The sequence below is a fragment of the Flavobacterium amylolyticum genome, from assembly GCF_048284335.1.
Classification (GTDB): domain Bacteria; phylum Bacteroidota; class Bacteroidia; order Flavobacteriales; family Flavobacteriaceae; genus Flavobacterium.
The window spans coordinates 381964-395040 of the sequence record NZ_JBLVPG010000003.1 but is presented as its reverse complement, the minus strand read 5'-3'; the positions used below and the strand labels follow the sequence as shown (position 1 = coordinate 395040).

The 13077-nt window shown below is 34.3% G+C and carries 23 protein-coding genes; all 23 read left to right on the top strand.

Annotation, left to right across the window (positions count from 1 at the left end; genetic code table 11):
• The first annotated feature begins 1 nt into the window (after position 1).
• The 23 genes from rplP to eno all read left to right on the top strand — a co-directional run bounded on the left by rplP (position 2) and on the right by eno (position 12952).
• Positions 2 to 427: a 50S ribosomal protein L16 gene (rplP, locus tag ACNQF9_RS12695; RefSeq protein ID WP_007803637.1), complete on the top strand. Its 426-nt coding sequence runs from the start codon at positions 2 to 4 to the stop codon at positions 425 to 427.
• 13 nt (positions 428 to 440) lie between these two features.
• A complete protein-coding gene (rpmC, locus tag ACNQF9_RS12690) occupies positions 441 to 632 on the top strand; it encodes a 50S ribosomal protein L29 (protein ID WP_035668115.1) in 192 nt (63 codons plus the stop codon).
• Positions 633 to 640: 8 nt separating this feature from the next.
• On the top strand, positions 641 to 901 hold the full coding sequence (rpsQ, locus tag ACNQF9_RS12685; protein ID WP_066081027.1) for a 30S ribosomal protein S17: 261 nt from the start codon (positions 641 to 643) through the stop codon (positions 899 to 901).
• A 2-nt stretch (positions 902 to 903) separates the two neighbouring features.
• Positions 904 to 1272, top strand: coding sequence for a 50S ribosomal protein L14 (gene rplN / locus ACNQF9_RS12680; protein WP_026717863.1), 369 nt, complete (start codon positions 904 to 906; stop codon positions 1270 to 1272).
• 12 nt (positions 1273 to 1284) lie between these two features.
• The gene (rplX, locus tag ACNQF9_RS12675; RefSeq protein WP_035668111.1) at positions 1285 to 1599 is read left to right on the top strand and encodes a 50S ribosomal protein L24; all 315 of its coding nucleotides are present in this window, start codon (positions 1285 to 1287) and stop codon (positions 1597 to 1599) included.
• A gap of 2 nt (positions 1600 to 1601) precedes the next feature.
• Complete coding sequence (rplE, locus tag ACNQF9_RS12670; protein WP_091173704.1) at positions 1602 to 2153, top strand: 50S ribosomal protein L5; 552 nt, start codon at positions 1602 to 1604, stop codon at positions 2151 to 2153.
• A 3-nt stretch (positions 2154 to 2156) separates the two neighbouring features.
• A complete protein-coding gene (rpsN, locus tag ACNQF9_RS12665; protein ID WP_007136553.1) occupies positions 2157 to 2426 on the top strand; it encodes a 30S ribosomal protein S14 in 270 nt (89 codons plus the stop codon).
• Between the two features lie 123 nt (positions 2427 to 2549).
• A complete protein-coding gene (gene rpsH, locus ACNQF9_RS12660; RefSeq protein ID WP_066081018.1) occupies positions 2550 to 2948 on the top strand; it encodes a 30S ribosomal protein S8 in 399 nt (132 codons plus the stop codon).
• A gap of 17 nt (positions 2949 to 2965) precedes the next feature.
• A complete protein-coding gene (gene rplF / locus ACNQF9_RS12655) occupies positions 2966 to 3508 on the top strand; it encodes a 50S ribosomal protein L6 (RefSeq protein WP_417961095.1) in 543 nt (180 codons plus the stop codon).
• Positions 3509 to 3519: 11 nt separating this feature from the next.
• Complete coding sequence (gene rplR / locus ACNQF9_RS12650; protein WP_113636694.1) at positions 3520 to 3870, top strand: 50S ribosomal protein L18; 351 nt, start codon at positions 3520 to 3522, stop codon at positions 3868 to 3870.
• 6 nt (positions 3871 to 3876) lie between these two features.
• Entirely contained in the window at positions 3877 to 4404 is a 528-nt protein-coding gene (gene rpsE / locus ACNQF9_RS12645; RefSeq protein WP_035668102.1) for a 30S ribosomal protein S5, read from the top strand.
• Positions 4405 to 4416: 12 nt separating this feature from the next.
• Positions 4417 to 4599 carry a 50S ribosomal protein L30 gene (gene rpmD / locus ACNQF9_RS12640; protein ID WP_027310825.1) on the top strand — a complete coding sequence of 61 codons (183 nt, stop codon included), beginning with the start codon at positions 4417 to 4419 and terminating at the stop codon, positions 4597 to 4599.
• An 11-nt stretch (positions 4600 to 4610) separates the two neighbouring features.
• The gene (gene rplO / locus ACNQF9_RS12635) at positions 4611 to 5063 is read left to right on the top strand and encodes a 50S ribosomal protein L15 (RefSeq protein WP_126451843.1); all 453 of its coding nucleotides are present in this window, start codon (positions 4611 to 4613) and stop codon (positions 5061 to 5063) included.
• Positions 5064 to 5076: 13 nt separating this feature from the next.
• Positions 5077 to 6423, top strand: a complete 1347-nt coding sequence (gene secY / locus ACNQF9_RS12630) for a preprotein translocase subunit SecY (RefSeq protein WP_099713440.1) — start codon at positions 5077 to 5079, stop codon at positions 6421 to 6423.
• 4 nt (positions 6424 to 6427) lie between these two features.
• Positions 6428 to 6643 (top strand): translation initiation factor IF-1, encoded by a 216-nt coding sequence (infA, locus tag ACNQF9_RS12625; RefSeq protein ID WP_011963449.1) that lies wholly within the window; start codon positions 6428 to 6430, stop codon positions 6641 to 6643.
• Positions 6644 to 6655: 12 nt separating this feature from the next.
• Positions 6656 to 6772, top strand: coding sequence for a type B 50S ribosomal protein L36 (ykgO, locus tag ACNQF9_RS12620; RefSeq protein ID WP_008992256.1), 117 nt, complete (start codon positions 6656 to 6658; stop codon positions 6770 to 6772).
• A 2-nt stretch (positions 6773 to 6774) separates the two neighbouring features.
• Positions 6775 to 7149, top strand: a complete 375-nt coding sequence (rpsM, locus tag ACNQF9_RS12615) for a 30S ribosomal protein S13 (RefSeq protein WP_417961092.1) — start codon at positions 6775 to 6777, stop codon at positions 7147 to 7149.
• Positions 7150 to 7157: 8 nt separating this feature from the next.
• On the top strand, positions 7158 to 7541 hold the full coding sequence (gene rpsK, locus ACNQF9_RS12610; protein WP_024981527.1) for a 30S ribosomal protein S11: 384 nt from the start codon (positions 7158 to 7160) through the stop codon (positions 7539 to 7541).
• Between the two features lie 91 nt (positions 7542 to 7632).
• Positions 7633 to 8238: a 30S ribosomal protein S4 gene (gene rpsD / locus ACNQF9_RS12605; protein ID WP_091173719.1), complete on the top strand. Its 606-nt coding sequence runs from the start codon at positions 7633 to 7635 to the stop codon at positions 8236 to 8238.
• 21 nt (positions 8239 to 8259) lie between these two features.
• Complete coding sequence (locus tag ACNQF9_RS12600; RefSeq protein ID WP_039110214.1) at positions 8260 to 9252, top strand: DNA-directed RNA polymerase subunit alpha; 993 nt, start codon at positions 8260 to 8262, stop codon at positions 9250 to 9252.
• A 31-nt stretch (positions 9253 to 9283) separates the two neighbouring features.
• Positions 9284 to 9769, top strand: coding sequence for a 50S ribosomal protein L17 (gene rplQ, locus ACNQF9_RS12595; protein ID WP_417961090.1), 486 nt, complete (start codon positions 9284 to 9286; stop codon positions 9767 to 9769).
• A 371-nt stretch (positions 9770 to 10140) separates the two neighbouring features.
• Positions 10141 to 11241, top strand: coding sequence for a glutamine-hydrolyzing carbamoyl-phosphate synthase small subunit (gene carA, locus ACNQF9_RS12590; RefSeq protein WP_417990321.1), 1101 nt, complete (start codon positions 10141 to 10143; stop codon positions 11239 to 11241).
• 418 nt (positions 11242 to 11659) lie between these two features.
• On the top strand, positions 11660 to 12952 hold the full coding sequence (eno, locus tag ACNQF9_RS12585) for a phosphopyruvate hydratase (protein WP_417961086.1): 1293 nt from the start codon (positions 11660 to 11662) through the stop codon (positions 12950 to 12952).
• Positions 12953 to 13077: the final 125 nt, after the last annotated feature.

The window sequence follows — 13077 nt, the reverse complement described above, 5'->3', positions numbered from 1 at the left end:
AATGTTACAGCCTAAAAGAACAAAATACCGTAAGGTACAAAAAGGTAAAATGAAAGGGAATTCTCAAAGAGGACATGAACTTTCTAATGGAATGTTTGGTATTAAATCTGTACATGAAGATGGAATGTTCTTAACCTCTCGTCAAATCGAAGCTGCGCGTATCGCTGCAACTCGTTTTATGAAAAGAGAAGGACAATTATGGATCAAAATATTTCCAGACAAACCTATCACAAAGAAACCTCTTGAGGTACGTATGGGTAAAGGTAAAGGTGCAGTTGAGTATTGGGCTGCCGTTGTTAAACCCGGAAGAATTATGTTTGAAGTTGGAGGAGTACCTTTGTCAGTTGCAAAAGAGGCGTTACGTCTTGCGGCTCAAAAGCTTCCGGTAAAAACTAAATTCGTCGTTGCTAGAGATTTCGAAGCATAATTAATAATATATTATGAAACAATCAGAAATAAAAGATCTTTCTGCAGCGGAGTTGCAAGAAAAACTTAGTCAGACTAAGAAGGCATATGCCGACTTAAAAATGGCTCACGCTATTTCTCCAATTGAGAACCCACTTCAGATTAGAAGTGTAAGAAGAACAGTTGCGAGGTTAGCTACAGAACTTACTAAAAGAGAATTACAATAATTCTAAAGATGGAAGAAAAAAGAAATTTAAGAAAAGAAAGAGTTGGTGTTGTTACTTCAGACAAAATGGATAAATCTATTGTTGTTGCAGAAGTGCGTAAAGTTAAACACCCATTATACGGTAAGTTCGTGTTGAAGACTAAAAAGTATCACGCACACGACGAAATGAACGACTGCAACATTGGAGATACAGTAAGGATTAGCGAAACGCGTCCTTTAAGTAAAACAAAATGTTGGAGGTTAGTTGAAATCTTAGAAAGAGCTAAATAATTATGGTACAACAAGAATCAAGACTAAAAGTAGCAGATAACACTGGAGCAAAGGAAGTTTTAACGATCCGTGTTTTAGGAGGTACCAAAAGAAGGTATGCCTCTGTTGGTGACAAGATTGTAGTTTCTATCAAAGATACTGCTCCTAACGGAAGCGTTAAAAAGGGAGCTGTTTCAACTGCAGTTGTTGTACGTACCAAAAAAGAAGTGAGAAGAGCCGATGGTTCATACATTAGATTTGATGACAACGCATGTGTGTTATTGAATGCTGCTGGTGAAATGAGAGGAACTCGTGTTTTTGGTCCGGTAGCAAGAGAACTTCGTGAAAAACAATTCATGAAAATTGTATCATTAGCACCAGAAGTGCTTTAATTCGTTTTTAAGATGATAAAGCTAAAAATAAAATCAGGTGACATTGTAAGAGTAATTGCTGGAGACCATAAAGGTGCTGAAGGTAAAGTTTTGCGTGTTTACCGTGAGAAAAACAAAGCGATTGTTGAAGGTGTAAACATGGTATCGAAACACACGAAACCTAGTGCAAAAAGCCCTCAAGGTGGTATCGTAAAGAAAGAAGCTTCTATACAAATATCTAATATTTCTTTAATTGATCCTAAAACTAAGGAAACAACTAGAGTAGGTATTAGAGTAGAAGGAGATAAGAAAGTAAGATTTTCAAAAAAATCTAATCAAGTACTATAGTAATGGCGTATATACCTAGACTAAAAGAAGAATATAAGAGCAGAGTAATTGCTGCTCTTAAAGAGGAATTCGGATACGTAAACGTAATGCAAGTTCCAAAATTGGAAAAAATCGTTTTAAGTAAAGGAGTTGGTGCAGCTGTATCTGATAAAAAACTAATTGACTATGCGGTTGATGAGTTGACAAAGATCACTGGACAGAAAGCAGTATCTACAATTTCAAAGAAAGACGTTGCGTCATTCAAATTGAGAAAAGGGATGCCGATTGGAGCAAAAGTTACTTTGCGTGGAGAAAGAATGTATGAGTTTTTAGATAGACTTATTACTTCAGCTTTGCCACGTGTGAGAGACTTCAGTGGTATTAAAGCTACTGGGTTTGATGGAAGAGGAAATTATAACCTTGGAGTTTTGGAACAAATCATTTTCCCAGAAATTGATATTGATAAAGTAAACAAAATTTCAGGAATGGATATCTCTTTTGTAACTAGTGCAAAAACGGATAAAGAAGCAAAGTCTCTATTGACAGAATTAGGATTACCTTTTAAAAAGAATTAAGACATGGCTAAAGAATCAATGAAAGCCCGCGAGGTTAAGAGAGAAAAAACAGTAGCTAAGTATGCTGAGAAAAGAAAAGCTTTGTTAGAAGCTGGAGATTTCGTAGGTTTGCAAAAGTTACCAAAAAATGCTTCGCCAGTTCGTTTGCACAATCGTTGTAAATTAACAGGTAGACCAAGAGGGTATATGCGTCAATTCGGTCTTTCACGTGTTACATTTCGTGAAATGGCAAATAACGGATTGATACCTGGTGTTAAAAAAGCATCCTGGTAAGACGTAATTTATTGCGTCCTGATACAGACTTAACTTACGTTTTGTCTGTATCATAAACATTTATAAATTGGTTTCAGGTTCGGCAAATAGTTTGTTGAAAACCAAAACCGCAAATTAATACACATGTATACAGATCCTATTGCAGATTACTTGACAAGAGTTCGTAACGCTGTGGCTGCAAACCACAAAGTTGTTGAAATTCCTGCCTCTAATCTAAAAAAAGAAATAACTAAGATCTTATTTGATCAAGGTTATATCTTGAGTTACAAATTTGAAGACAACGCTGTTCAGGGTTCAATCAAAATCGCTTTGAAGTATGATAAAGATACTAAAGAGTCAGTAATTAAAGATATCCAAAGAATTAGTAAACCAGGTTTACGTAAATATTCAAGTTCTTCAACTATTCCTAGAATCCTTAACGGATTAGGGATTGCTATTGTTTCTACATCAAAAGGTTTGATGACAGGAAAGAAAGCCAAACAGTTAAATGTTGGTGGTGAAGTAATTTGTTACGTATACTAATTTAAAGACGATATAAGATGTCAAGAATAGGTAAAAATCCGGTTGTAATCCCTGCTGGTGTAACTGTTGAAGTTGCAAATGGTATTATTACAGTGAAAGGAAAGAATGGTCAACTAACTCAGGAGTTTTCGGACGTTACTGTTACAGTTGAAGATGGTCAAGTTCAAGTAGACAGATCGTCTGATCATAAAGATCAAAGAGCAAAACACGGTTTGTACCGATCTTTAATCAATAACATGATTATCGGTGTAACAGTAGGTTTTACTAAGTCATTAGAATTGGTAGGAGTTGGTTATAGAGCTTCAAATCAAGGACAAAAATTAGATTTAGCACTTGGTTATTCTCACAATATCGTTTTAGAAGTTGCTCCAGAAGTAACTTTGGAAACAATATCTGAAAAAGGTAAAAACCCTATCGTGAAATTAACATCATTTGACAAACAACTTTTAGGGCAAGTAGCTGCGAAAATCAGAGGTTTCCGTAAGCCTGAGCCGTATAAAGGAAAAGGTGTTAAATTTGTAGGGGAAGTATTAAGAAGAAAAGCAGGTAAATCAGCTTAAAAAATAAGATTATGTCATTAACAAAACCTGAAAGAAGACAACGAATTAGATTCAGAATTAGAAAAACAATTAGTGGTACTGCTACTAATCCAAGACTATCTGTATTTAGAAGTAACAAAGAAATTTACGCACAACTTATTGATGACGTAAACGGAGTTACTATATTGGCGGCTTCTTCAAGAGAAAAAGAAATAGGTAACGGTACGAACATTGAAGTTGCTACAGCAGTTGGAAAACTAGTTGCTGAGAAAGCTTTAAAAGCTGGGATAGACGTAGTAACTTTCGATAGAGGAGGTTATTTATATCACGGGCGTATTAAATCATTAGCGGAAGGCGCAAGAGCGGCTGGACTTAAATTCTAATATAGTATGTCTAATAGTAAATACAAGAATGTAGAGTTAGTAAAACCAAGTGGTCTTGAATTAAAAGATCGTTTGGTAAGTGTAAATCGTGTTACTAAGGTTACAAAGGGTGGTAGAGCTTTTGGTTTTTCTGCTATTGTAGTTGTAGGTGATGAAAATGGAGTGGTTGGACACGGATTAGGAAAATCTAAAGATGTTTCTGAAGCAATTGCGAAAGCAGTAGAAGATGCTAAGAAAAATTTAGTTAAAATTCCTTTGAATGGTCAGTCAGTTCCTCACGAACAAAAAGGTAAATTTGGTGGTGCACGTGTTTTCTTAATTCCTGCCTCACATGGTACAGGAGTTATTGCTGGTGGAGCTGTTCGTTCGGTTCTTGAATCAGTAGGAATTCATGATGTATTATCTAAATCGCAAGGATCTTCAAATCCTCACAACGTAGTAAAAGCGACTTTTGATGCTTTATTACAAATGAGAAGTGCTTATACTGTTGCAAAACAAAGAGGCGTTTCTTTAGAAAAAGTTTTTAAAGGTTAATTCAAGGAAATTATGGCTAAATTATTAGTAAAACAAGTTAGAAGCAAAATCAACTGTCCTCTTACTCAAAAGAGAGGATTAGAAGCTTTAGGTCTACGTAAAATGGGACAAGTTGTAGAGCATGATTCAAACCCTACAATCCTTGGGATGATAAATAAAGTTAAACACTTAGTTTCTGTTGAAGAAGCTAAATAACAAATACTGTTATGAATTTAAGTAACTTACAACCTGCTGAAGGTGCTACACACAATCAAAATAAAAGATTAGGTAGAGGAGAAGGTTCTGGAAAAGGTGGTACTTCTGCAAGAGGTCACAAAGGAGCAAAATCTCGTTCTGGTTATTCTAAAAAGATTGGTTTTGAAGGAGGTCAAATGCCACTTCAAAGACGTGTACCTAAGTTTGGTTTTACAAACATCAATCGTAAAGATTACGAAGGTGTAAATCTTGATACACTTCAACTTTTAGTTGATAATGGTGTTATTAAAGATACTGTTGATATGACAGTTTATGTTGCTAATCGTTTGGCTACTAAAAATGAAATCGTTAAGATTTTAGGTAGAGGTGAATTGACAGCAAAATTAAAAGTAACCGCTCACAAATTTACTGCTACTGCAAAAGCTGCTATTGAAGCTGCTGGTGGAGAAGCTGTAACAATGTAATTTTTCAATTAATATGAAGAAATTTATTGAATCAATAAGTAATGTCTGGAAAATCGAGGAACTGAAAAATAGAATCCTTATCACATTGGGTTTACTTTTAGTTTATCGTTTTGGGGCTCAAGTAACCCTTCCAGGTATTGATGCTACTCAGTTAGGTAATTTAGCTGGGCAAACTAAAGAAGGAATTGGTTCAATTCTTGACATGTTTACTGGAGGTGCATTTTCTCAAGCGTCAGTTTTCGCTTTAGGAATTATGCCTTATATTTCTGCTTCTATTGTGGTTCAGTTAATGGGAATAGCGATTCCTTATTTGCAAAAACTACAAAGTGATGGAGAAAGCGGTAGAAAAAAGATTAATCAAATTACGCGTTGGTTGACAATTGGGATTACTTTAGTTCAAGGTCCAACTTACATCTATAATTTATATAGAACATTACCTAGTAATGCATTTTTATTGGGATTCAATTCATTTGAATTCTTATTCTCTTCAGTTGTCATTTTAGTTACGGGTACAATTTTTGCCATGTGGTTAGGAGAAAAAATTACTGATAAAGGAATTGGAAATGGTATTTCTTTGTTAATTATGGTTGGAATTTTGGCTAGATTACCTCAAGCCTTTATTCAAGAATTTACAACAAGAGTTACCAATAATAATGGTGGACCGATGTTGTTAGTTATTGAAATCATCATTTGGTTGTTAGTTATTATTTGTTGTGTATTATTGGTAATGGCGATCAGAAAAATACCTGTTCAATATGCTCGTCGTACTACATCAGGTGATTTTGAACAAGACATGTTGGGTGGAAACAGACAATGGATACCTTTGAAGCTTAATGCTTCTGGGGTTATGCCAATAATTTTTGCGCAAGCAATTATGTTTATTCCGGCAGCCCTAGCGGGTTTGTCTAAATCAGATGCATCACAATCTATTGTTGGCGCTTTTAGTAACATGTTTGGGTTTTGGTATAATTTTGTATTTGCAACTTTAATAATTGTATTTACATTCTTTTACACAGCAATCACAGTACCTACTAACAAAATGTCCGATGATTTAAAGAGAAGTGGCGGTTTTATTCCAGGTATTAGACCGGGAGTTGAAACTTCTGATTATCTTGATAAAGTGATGTCTTTAATAACTTTTCCAGGATCTTTATTTCTTGCTTTGATAGCTGTGTTCCCAGCAATTGTTGTGAGTCTTATGGATGTTCAGCAATCTTGGGCGATGTTTTTTGGAGGTACTTCATTGATAATTATGGTTGGAGTTGCTATAGATACCATGCAGCAAATCAATTCATATTTGTTGAATAAGCATTATGATGGTTTAATGAAAAGTGGTAAAAATAGAAAAGCAGTAGCTTAACTTTATGGCAAAACAATCAGCAATAGAACAAGACGGAGCAATTATTGAAGCATTATCAAATGCCATGTTCCGTGTAGAGTTAGAAAATGGACATATTGTAATAGCGCATATCTCTGGAAAAATGCGTATGCATTACATCAAATTATTACCTGGTGATAAAGTGAAACTAGAAATGAGCCCTTACGATTTGTCAAAAGCAAGAATTACTTATAGATATTAAAGGATATTCAAAATGAAAGTTAGAGCTTCAGTAAAAAAGAGAAGTCCCGAGTGCAAAATTGTGCGAAGAAAAGGGAGATTGTACGTAATAAACAAAAAGAATCCTAGATTTAAACAAAGACAAGGATAATTATGGCAAGAATAGCAGGGGTAGATATCCCAAAAAATAAGAGAGGTGTTATAGCACTTACCTACATCTTCGGATTAGGAAGCAGTAGAGCTATTGAGATTTTAGAAAAAGCTCAAGTTAGCCAAGATAAAAAAGTTCAAGACTGGAATGATGACGAGATCGGAGCAATTCGTGAAGCGGTATCAACTTTCAAAATTGAAGGAGAATTACGTTCTGAAGTTTCTTTAAACATCAAACGTTTAATGGATATTGGATGTTATAGAGGTATCCGTCATAGAACTGGTCTTCCGTTAAGAGGACAAAGAACTAAAAACAACTCTAGAACAAGAAAAGGTAAGAGAAAAACTGTTGCCAACAAGAAAAAAGCAACTAAATAATAAGTAATATGGCTAAAGCAACTGCAAAAAAACGTAAAGTTATCGTTGAATCAACGGGAGAAGCTCATATTTCTGCTACTTTTAACAATATCATCATTTCTTTGACAAACAAAAAAGGTGAAGTTATTTCTTGGTCTTCAGCTGGTAAAATGGGTTTTAGAGGTTCTAAAAAGAACACTCCATACGCAGCCCAAATGGCAGCAGAAGATTGTAGTAAAGTAGCTCTTGAAGCTGGACTTAAAAAAGTAAAGGTTTATGTAAAAGGACCAGGAAACGGACGTGAGTCTGCTATCCGTTCGTTACATAACGGTGGAATTGAAGTGACTGAGATTATCGATGTTACTCCAATGCCTCACAATGGGTGTCGTCCTCCAAAAAGACGTAGAGTTTAATTATATATTTAAGTATAACTAGGTAGAATATACGATTATCGAAGGATATGACCTGAATTCATAATCTCTACCTTAAATTTAATTTTTAGAAATGGCAAGATATACTGGTCCAAAAACTAGAATTGCTCGTAAATTTGGCGAAGCAATCTTCGGAGATGATAAATCTTTCGAAAAAAGAAATTACCCACCTGGACAACACGGGATGGCTAAAAAAAGAGGTAAAAAATCTGAATATGCAATCCAGTTAATGGAAAAGCAGAAAGCTAAATATTCTTATGGAATTTTAGAAAAACAATTCAGAGGTTTATTCAAAAAAGCATCAGCTACTAAAGGTGTAACTGGTGAAGTTCTTTTACAATTGTGTGAGGCAAGATTAGATAACGTTGTTTTTAGAATGGGTATTGCTCCTTCTAGAAGAGGTGCTAGACAACTTGTTTCTCACAGACACGTAACCGTTAATGGTGATGTTGTAAATATTGCTTCTTACCACCTTAAACCTGGTGATAAAGTTGCTGTTCGTGAAAAATCTAAGTCATTAGAAGCTATCGAACGTTCTTTATCTAATTCAAGTCATGTTTATGAATGGATTACTTGGAATAATGATATCAAAGAAGGTACTTTCGTTTCTGTACCAGCAAGACTTCAGATCCCAGAAAACATCAAAGAACAATTAATCGTAGAGTTGTACAACAAATAATAATTGACTTAGTCGAAATTTATGGCAATATTTAATTTTCAGAAGCCCGATAAAGTTATCATGATCGATTCAACCGATTTTGAAGGTAAATTTGAATTTAGACCTTTAGAACCAGGATACGGATTGACCGTTGGTAATGCACTTAGAAGAGTTTTGCTTTCAGCATTAGAAGGTTATGCAATTACATCTGTTCGCATTGAAGGTGTAGATCATGAGTTTTCTACTATTTCAGGAGTTGTTGAAGATGTTACCGAAATTATCCTTAATCTTAAACAAGTACGTTTCAAACGTCAAATTGAAGATATAGATAATGAATCAGTTACTATTTCTGTTTCAGGTAAAGATCAATTGACAGCTGGTGATTTTCAAAAATTTATTTCAGGTTTCCAAGTTTTGAATCCAGAACTTGTGATCTGTAATTTAGACAGTAAGATCAAACTTAATTTCGATTTAACGATCGAAAAAGGTAGAGGATATGTTCCTGCTGAAGAGAACAAAAAACAGAATGCTGCAATTGGAACTATTTTTACAGACTCCATTTTTACTCCGGTAAAAAATGTAAAATATGCGATTGAAAACTTCCGTGTTGAGCAAAAAACAGATTATGAAAAATTAGTTTTTGAAATAAAAACAGATGGTTCTATTAATCCAAAAGATGCCCTTACTGAAGCTGCAAAAGTTTTAATTCACCATTTCATGTTGTTCTCTGACGAAAGAATTACACTCGAGGCTGACGAAATTGCACAAACGGAATCCTATGACGAAGAGTCATTGCATATGAGACAATTGCTTAAAACTAAGCTTGTTGATATGGATCTTTCTGTAAGAGCATTAAATTGTTTGAAAGCGGCTGAAGTTGATACACTTGGTGATTTAGTATCGTTCAATAAAAATGACCTAATGAAATTCCGTAATTTTGGTAAAAAATCTTTAACTGAACTTGATGAACTTGTTGCAGTTAAAAATTTAAACTTCGGTATGGATTTAGCAAAATACAAACTAGATAAAGAATAATCTAAGCCGCAAGGTTTAAATTTACATAGCAATGAGACACGGAAAAAAATTCAATCACTTAAGCAGACAGACAGCGCATAGAAAATCTATGTTAGCTAATATGGCTTGTTCTCTTATCGAGCACAAACGTATTAACACTACTGTTGCTAAAGCAAAAGCGCTTAAACAATTTGTTGAGCCTTTAATAACAAAATCAAAACAAGATACGACTCACAATCGTCGTATCGTTTTTGCTTACTTACGTAGTAAATATGCGGTAACTGACTTGTTCAGAGACGTAGCTGCTAAAGTAGGAGACCGTCCAGGTGGATACACGCGTATCATTAAAGTTGGAAATCGTTTAGGAGATAATGCTGATATGGCAATGATCGAATTGGTAGATTTCAATGAACTTTACAATGGTGGTAAAAAAGAAGTTAAAAAAGCAAAAAGCCGTCGTGGTGGGAAAGCTAAGAAGGAAGAAGCTACTGAAGCTCCAGCTGCTGAAACTGAAACAACTACAGAGACTGCTGAATAGTTATGAAAATAATCATTCAATAAAAATTAAGGATAAGCTAGTACTAGTTTATCCTTTTTTTTTGATTTTTTTTGTAAGATAAAAATATGCTATATAAGTTTTGAATTCTCTTTACTGAGACATGGAGTATATTTACTTTTGGTAGTTCTATGGGATGAACTATTGGGTCAATAGATACTGGTTTACGGATTAGTTTTGGGTATATATAGGTAAACGTTTTTTTAAGTATGAATTTGAAGCTATGGTTATATGTTTTTCTTTAAAATATTGTATCTCTTGTTTTTTAAAATTAAATTTGCACAATATTTAATTACAGATGAAACTAGTTTTCTTGTTATAGAAGACTTTAAAAAAATAATAGAAATCAACTAATGAAATATACAACACGACAAAAAGCAATTCTTCTATTAAGTGACGGAACCATATTCCACGGTAAATCTATTGGTATCATTGGCACTACTTTTGGTGAAGTTTGTTTTAATACAGGAATGACAGGGTATCAAGAAATATTTACCGACCCTTCTTATTTTGGACAACTAATGGTTGCTACCAATGCGCACATTGGGAATTATGGAGTAAATGATTCAGAAGTTGAATCACAGAGTATTAAAATTGCGGGTTTAGTTTGTAAAAATTTTAGTTTTAATTATTCTCGTGAAGGAGCTTCGGGGAGTTTAGAAGACTATTTTATCAAACAAAACCTTATCTGTATATCTGATGTAGATACCCGTGCTTTAGTAAGTTATATTCGGGATAACGGAGCTATGAATGCGGTGATTTGTACCGATGAGACGCCAATTGAAGAATTGAAAATTGCATTGGCAAAAGTTCCTGACATGAAAGGCTTAGAATTAGCTTCTAAAGTTTCGACTACTGAACCTTACTTTTTTGGGGAAGCCAACGCAACTTATAAAATTGCAGCACTCGATTTAGGAATAAAAACGAATATTCTTCGCAATTTGGCTAAACGCGATTGCTACATCAAAGTGTTTCCTTTCGATTCCTCGTATCAAGATCTTGCTAGTTTTAATCCAGACGGCTATTTTTTATCTAATGGACCTGGTGATCCTGAGCCTCTTTCGGGGGCTATACAAGTAGCAAAAGAAATTCTTCAAGACAACAAACCTTTATTCGGGATCTGTCTTGGACATCAAGTAATTGGCCTGGCAAACGGAATTTCAACATATAAAATGTTTAATGGTCACAGAGGAATAAATCACCCCGTAAAAAACATCATTACAGGAAAAGGGGAAATTACTTCTCAAAATCATGGTTTTGCAGTCAATAAAGAAGAGTTGGATACTCATCCAGATTTTGAAATCACTCATTTACATCTTAATGATGGAACAGTTGCAGGAATGCGTATGATAAATAAAAATTGTTTCTCCGTTCAATACCATCCGGAGGCAAGTCCTGGTCCACATGACTCTTCTTATTTATTTGATCAGTTTATTGAAAATATAAAAGGGTAGGTATTGATATCATTTGATAGTACTTATTGTTTTAAAATATAAGGGTTTGACTTTTAATTAAGTCATCCCTTTTTTTTTGTTCTTATTTTAAGGAGAATGCAACAGTAATTTTTATTTTTTTTGGAGCGAGAAGCTGATGTTGCAGTGATTGTCAACTGTGTTTGTTAATTAATTGTTTTATTGAAGAATTATTCAGTGGGTAAATACTATTGCTCATCAGGGGTATGATTTACAGTCTATATTTTCTTATTTTAAATAAATACCGTAAAATACTAAATGCTGTAAAATAGTTTTTTCTAAAAGCCAAATATTTGGTTTGCAAAAAATTACAACGTTTTCGTTAATAACATTCATTATTTTCATAAAATCATTAAGAAAGATAGAATATATTTGTGTTTAAAAAATAAAAAATAAAAGTATGAGTATAATTATCAAAATTCACGCAAGACAAATTTTTGATTCAAGAGGAAATCCTACTGTAGAGGTAGATGTAGTTACAGATAATGGTGTTTTAGGGAGAGCTGCTGTACCATCAGGAGCGTCTACTGGAGAACATGAAGCTGTAGAACTACGTGATGGCGGTAAAGCGTTTCTTGGAAAAGGAGTTTTGAAAGCGGTACAAAATGTTAATACTCTTATTGCTGAAGAATTGTTAGGAACATCTGTTTTTGAACAAAATGTTATTGATCAGATGATGATCGATTTAGATGGTACGCCAAATAAATCAAAATTGGGTGCAAATGCAATTTTAGGTGTTTCTTTGGCTGTAGCTAAAGCAGCGGCTAATGAATTAGGTTTGCCTTTGTACAGATACGTAGGTGGTGTTTCTGCCAATACATTGCCAGTTCCAATGATGAATATCATCAATGGAGGTTCTCATTCTGACGCCCCTATTGCGTTTCAAGAATTTATGATTTTCCCAGTTAAAGCCACATCGTTTTCACATGCAATGCAAATGGGAACGGAAATTTTTCATAGTTTGAAAAAAGTGTTACACGATAGAGGTCTTTCAACTGCTGTTGGAGATGAAGGTGGGTTTGCACCAAATCTTCCTGGGGGAACAGAAGATGCTTTGGATACCATTAAAAAAGCGGTTGAAGCTGCAGGATATACTTTTGGAGATGAAATCATGATTGCTTTAGATTGTGCTGCTGCAGAATTTTATGTAAATGGAAAATACGATTATACTAAATTTGAAGGCGAAACAGGAAAGATTAGATCCTCTGAGGAGCAAGTAGATTATTTAGCAGAATTAGTAGCGAATTACCCGATCATTTCCATTGAAGATGGAATGGATGAAAATGACTGGGATGGCTGGAAGATGCTTACCGATAAAATTGGGGATAAAGTGCAATTGGTTGGAGATGATTTGTTTGTTACCAATGTGGAACGTTTAGCAACTGGTATCGAAAAAGGAATTGCTAATTCTATTCTTATAAAAGTAAACCAAATTGGAACTTTAACAGAAACTATTGCTGCAGTAAACATGGCTAAAAATGCAGGATATACATCCGTTATGTCACACCGTTCAGGAGAGACAGAAGATAATACTATTGCAGATTTAGCTGTAGCCTTGAATTGTGGTCAAATTAAAACGGGTTCAGCTTCTCGTTCTGATCGTATGGCAAAATACAATCAATTATTAAGAATTGAAGAAGAATTAGGAAATACAGCTTATTTCCCTGGGAAAAATGCATTCAAAATAAAATAGTATTTAAGGACTAGTTTTAAGCCATTCACTTCTAGTGAATGGCTTTTTTTTTGTAATATTTAACATTATCATTGTGTTATTCTCTTTTTAATTAGTGTTTAATTCCCTAGATTTGATAAATTATT

Bases quoted from the DNA above. Each gene is read 5' to 3' on its own strand.
- rplE (WP_091173704.1), top strand. From the start codon at position 1,602: ATGGCGTATATACCTAGACTAAAAGAAGAATATAAGAGCAGAGTAATT.
- rpsH (WP_066081018.1), top strand. From the start codon at position 2,550: ATGTATACAGATCCTATTGCAGATTACTTGACAAGAGTTCGTAACGCT.
- secY (WP_099713440.1), top strand. From the start codon at position 5,077: ATGAAGAAATTTATTGAATCAATAAGTAATGTCTGGAAAATCGAGGAA.
- rplP (WP_007803637.1), top strand. From the start codon at position 2: ATGTTACAGCCTAAAAGAACAAAATACCGTAAGGTACAAAAAGGTAAA.
- rplX (WP_035668111.1), top strand. From the start codon at position 1,285: ATGATAAAGCTAAAAATAAAATCAGGTGACATTGTAAGAGTAATTGCT.
- rplQ (WP_417961090.1), top strand. From the start codon at position 9,284: ATGAGACACGGAAAAAAATTCAATCACTTAAGCAGACAGACAGCGCAT.
- rplF (WP_417961095.1), top strand. From the start codon at position 2,966: ATGTCAAGAATAGGTAAAAATCCGGTTGTAATCCCTGCTGGTGTAACT.
- rpsN (WP_007136553.1), top strand. From the start codon at position 2,157: ATGGCTAAAGAATCAATGAAAGCCCGCGAGGTTAAGAGAGAAAAAACA.
- rpmC (WP_035668115.1), top strand. From the start codon at position 441: ATGAAACAATCAGAAATAAAAGATCTTTCTGCAGCGGAGTTGCAAGAA.
- eno (WP_417961086.1), top strand. From the start codon at position 11,660: ATGAGTATAATTATCAAAATTCACGCAAGACAAATTTTTGATTCAAGA.
- rpsD (WP_091173719.1), top strand. From the start codon at position 7,633: ATGGCAAGATATACTGGTCCAAAAACTAGAATTGCTCGTAAATTTGGC.
- rplO (WP_126451843.1), top strand. From the start codon at position 4,611: ATGAATTTAAGTAACTTACAACCTGCTGAAGGTGCTACACACAATCAA.
- rpsM (WP_417961092.1), top strand. From the start codon at position 6,775: ATGGCAAGAATAGCAGGGGTAGATATCCCAAAAAATAAGAGAGGTGTT.
- rplR (WP_113636694.1), top strand. From the start codon at position 3,520: ATGTCATTAACAAAACCTGAAAGAAGACAACGAATTAGATTCAGAATT.
- infA (WP_011963449.1), top strand. From the start codon at position 6,428: ATGGCAAAACAATCAGCAATAGAACAAGACGGAGCAATTATTGAAGCA.
- ACNQF9_RS12600 (WP_039110214.1), top strand. From the start codon at position 8,260: ATGGCAATATTTAATTTTCAGAAGCCCGATAAAGTTATCATGATCGAT.
- ykgO (WP_008992256.1), top strand. From the start codon at position 6,656: ATGAAAGTTAGAGCTTCAGTAAAAAAGAGAAGTCCCGAGTGCAAAATT.
- rplN (WP_026717863.1), top strand. From the start codon at position 904: ATGGTACAACAAGAATCAAGACTAAAAGTAGCAGATAACACTGGAGCA.
- rpmD (WP_027310825.1), top strand. From the start codon at position 4,417: ATGGCTAAATTATTAGTAAAACAAGTTAGAAGCAAAATCAACTGTCCT.
- carA (WP_417990321.1), top strand. From the start codon at position 10,141: ATGAAATATACAACACGACAAAAAGCAATTCTTCTATTAAGTGACGGA.
- rpsQ (WP_066081027.1), top strand. From the start codon at position 641: ATGGAAGAAAAAAGAAATTTAAGAAAAGAAAGAGTTGGTGTTGTTACT.
- rpsK (WP_024981527.1), top strand. From the start codon at position 7,158: ATGGCTAAAGCAACTGCAAAAAAACGTAAAGTTATCGTTGAATCAACG.
- rpsE (WP_035668102.1), top strand. From the start codon at position 3,877: ATGTCTAATAGTAAATACAAGAATGTAGAGTTAGTAAAACCAAGTGGT.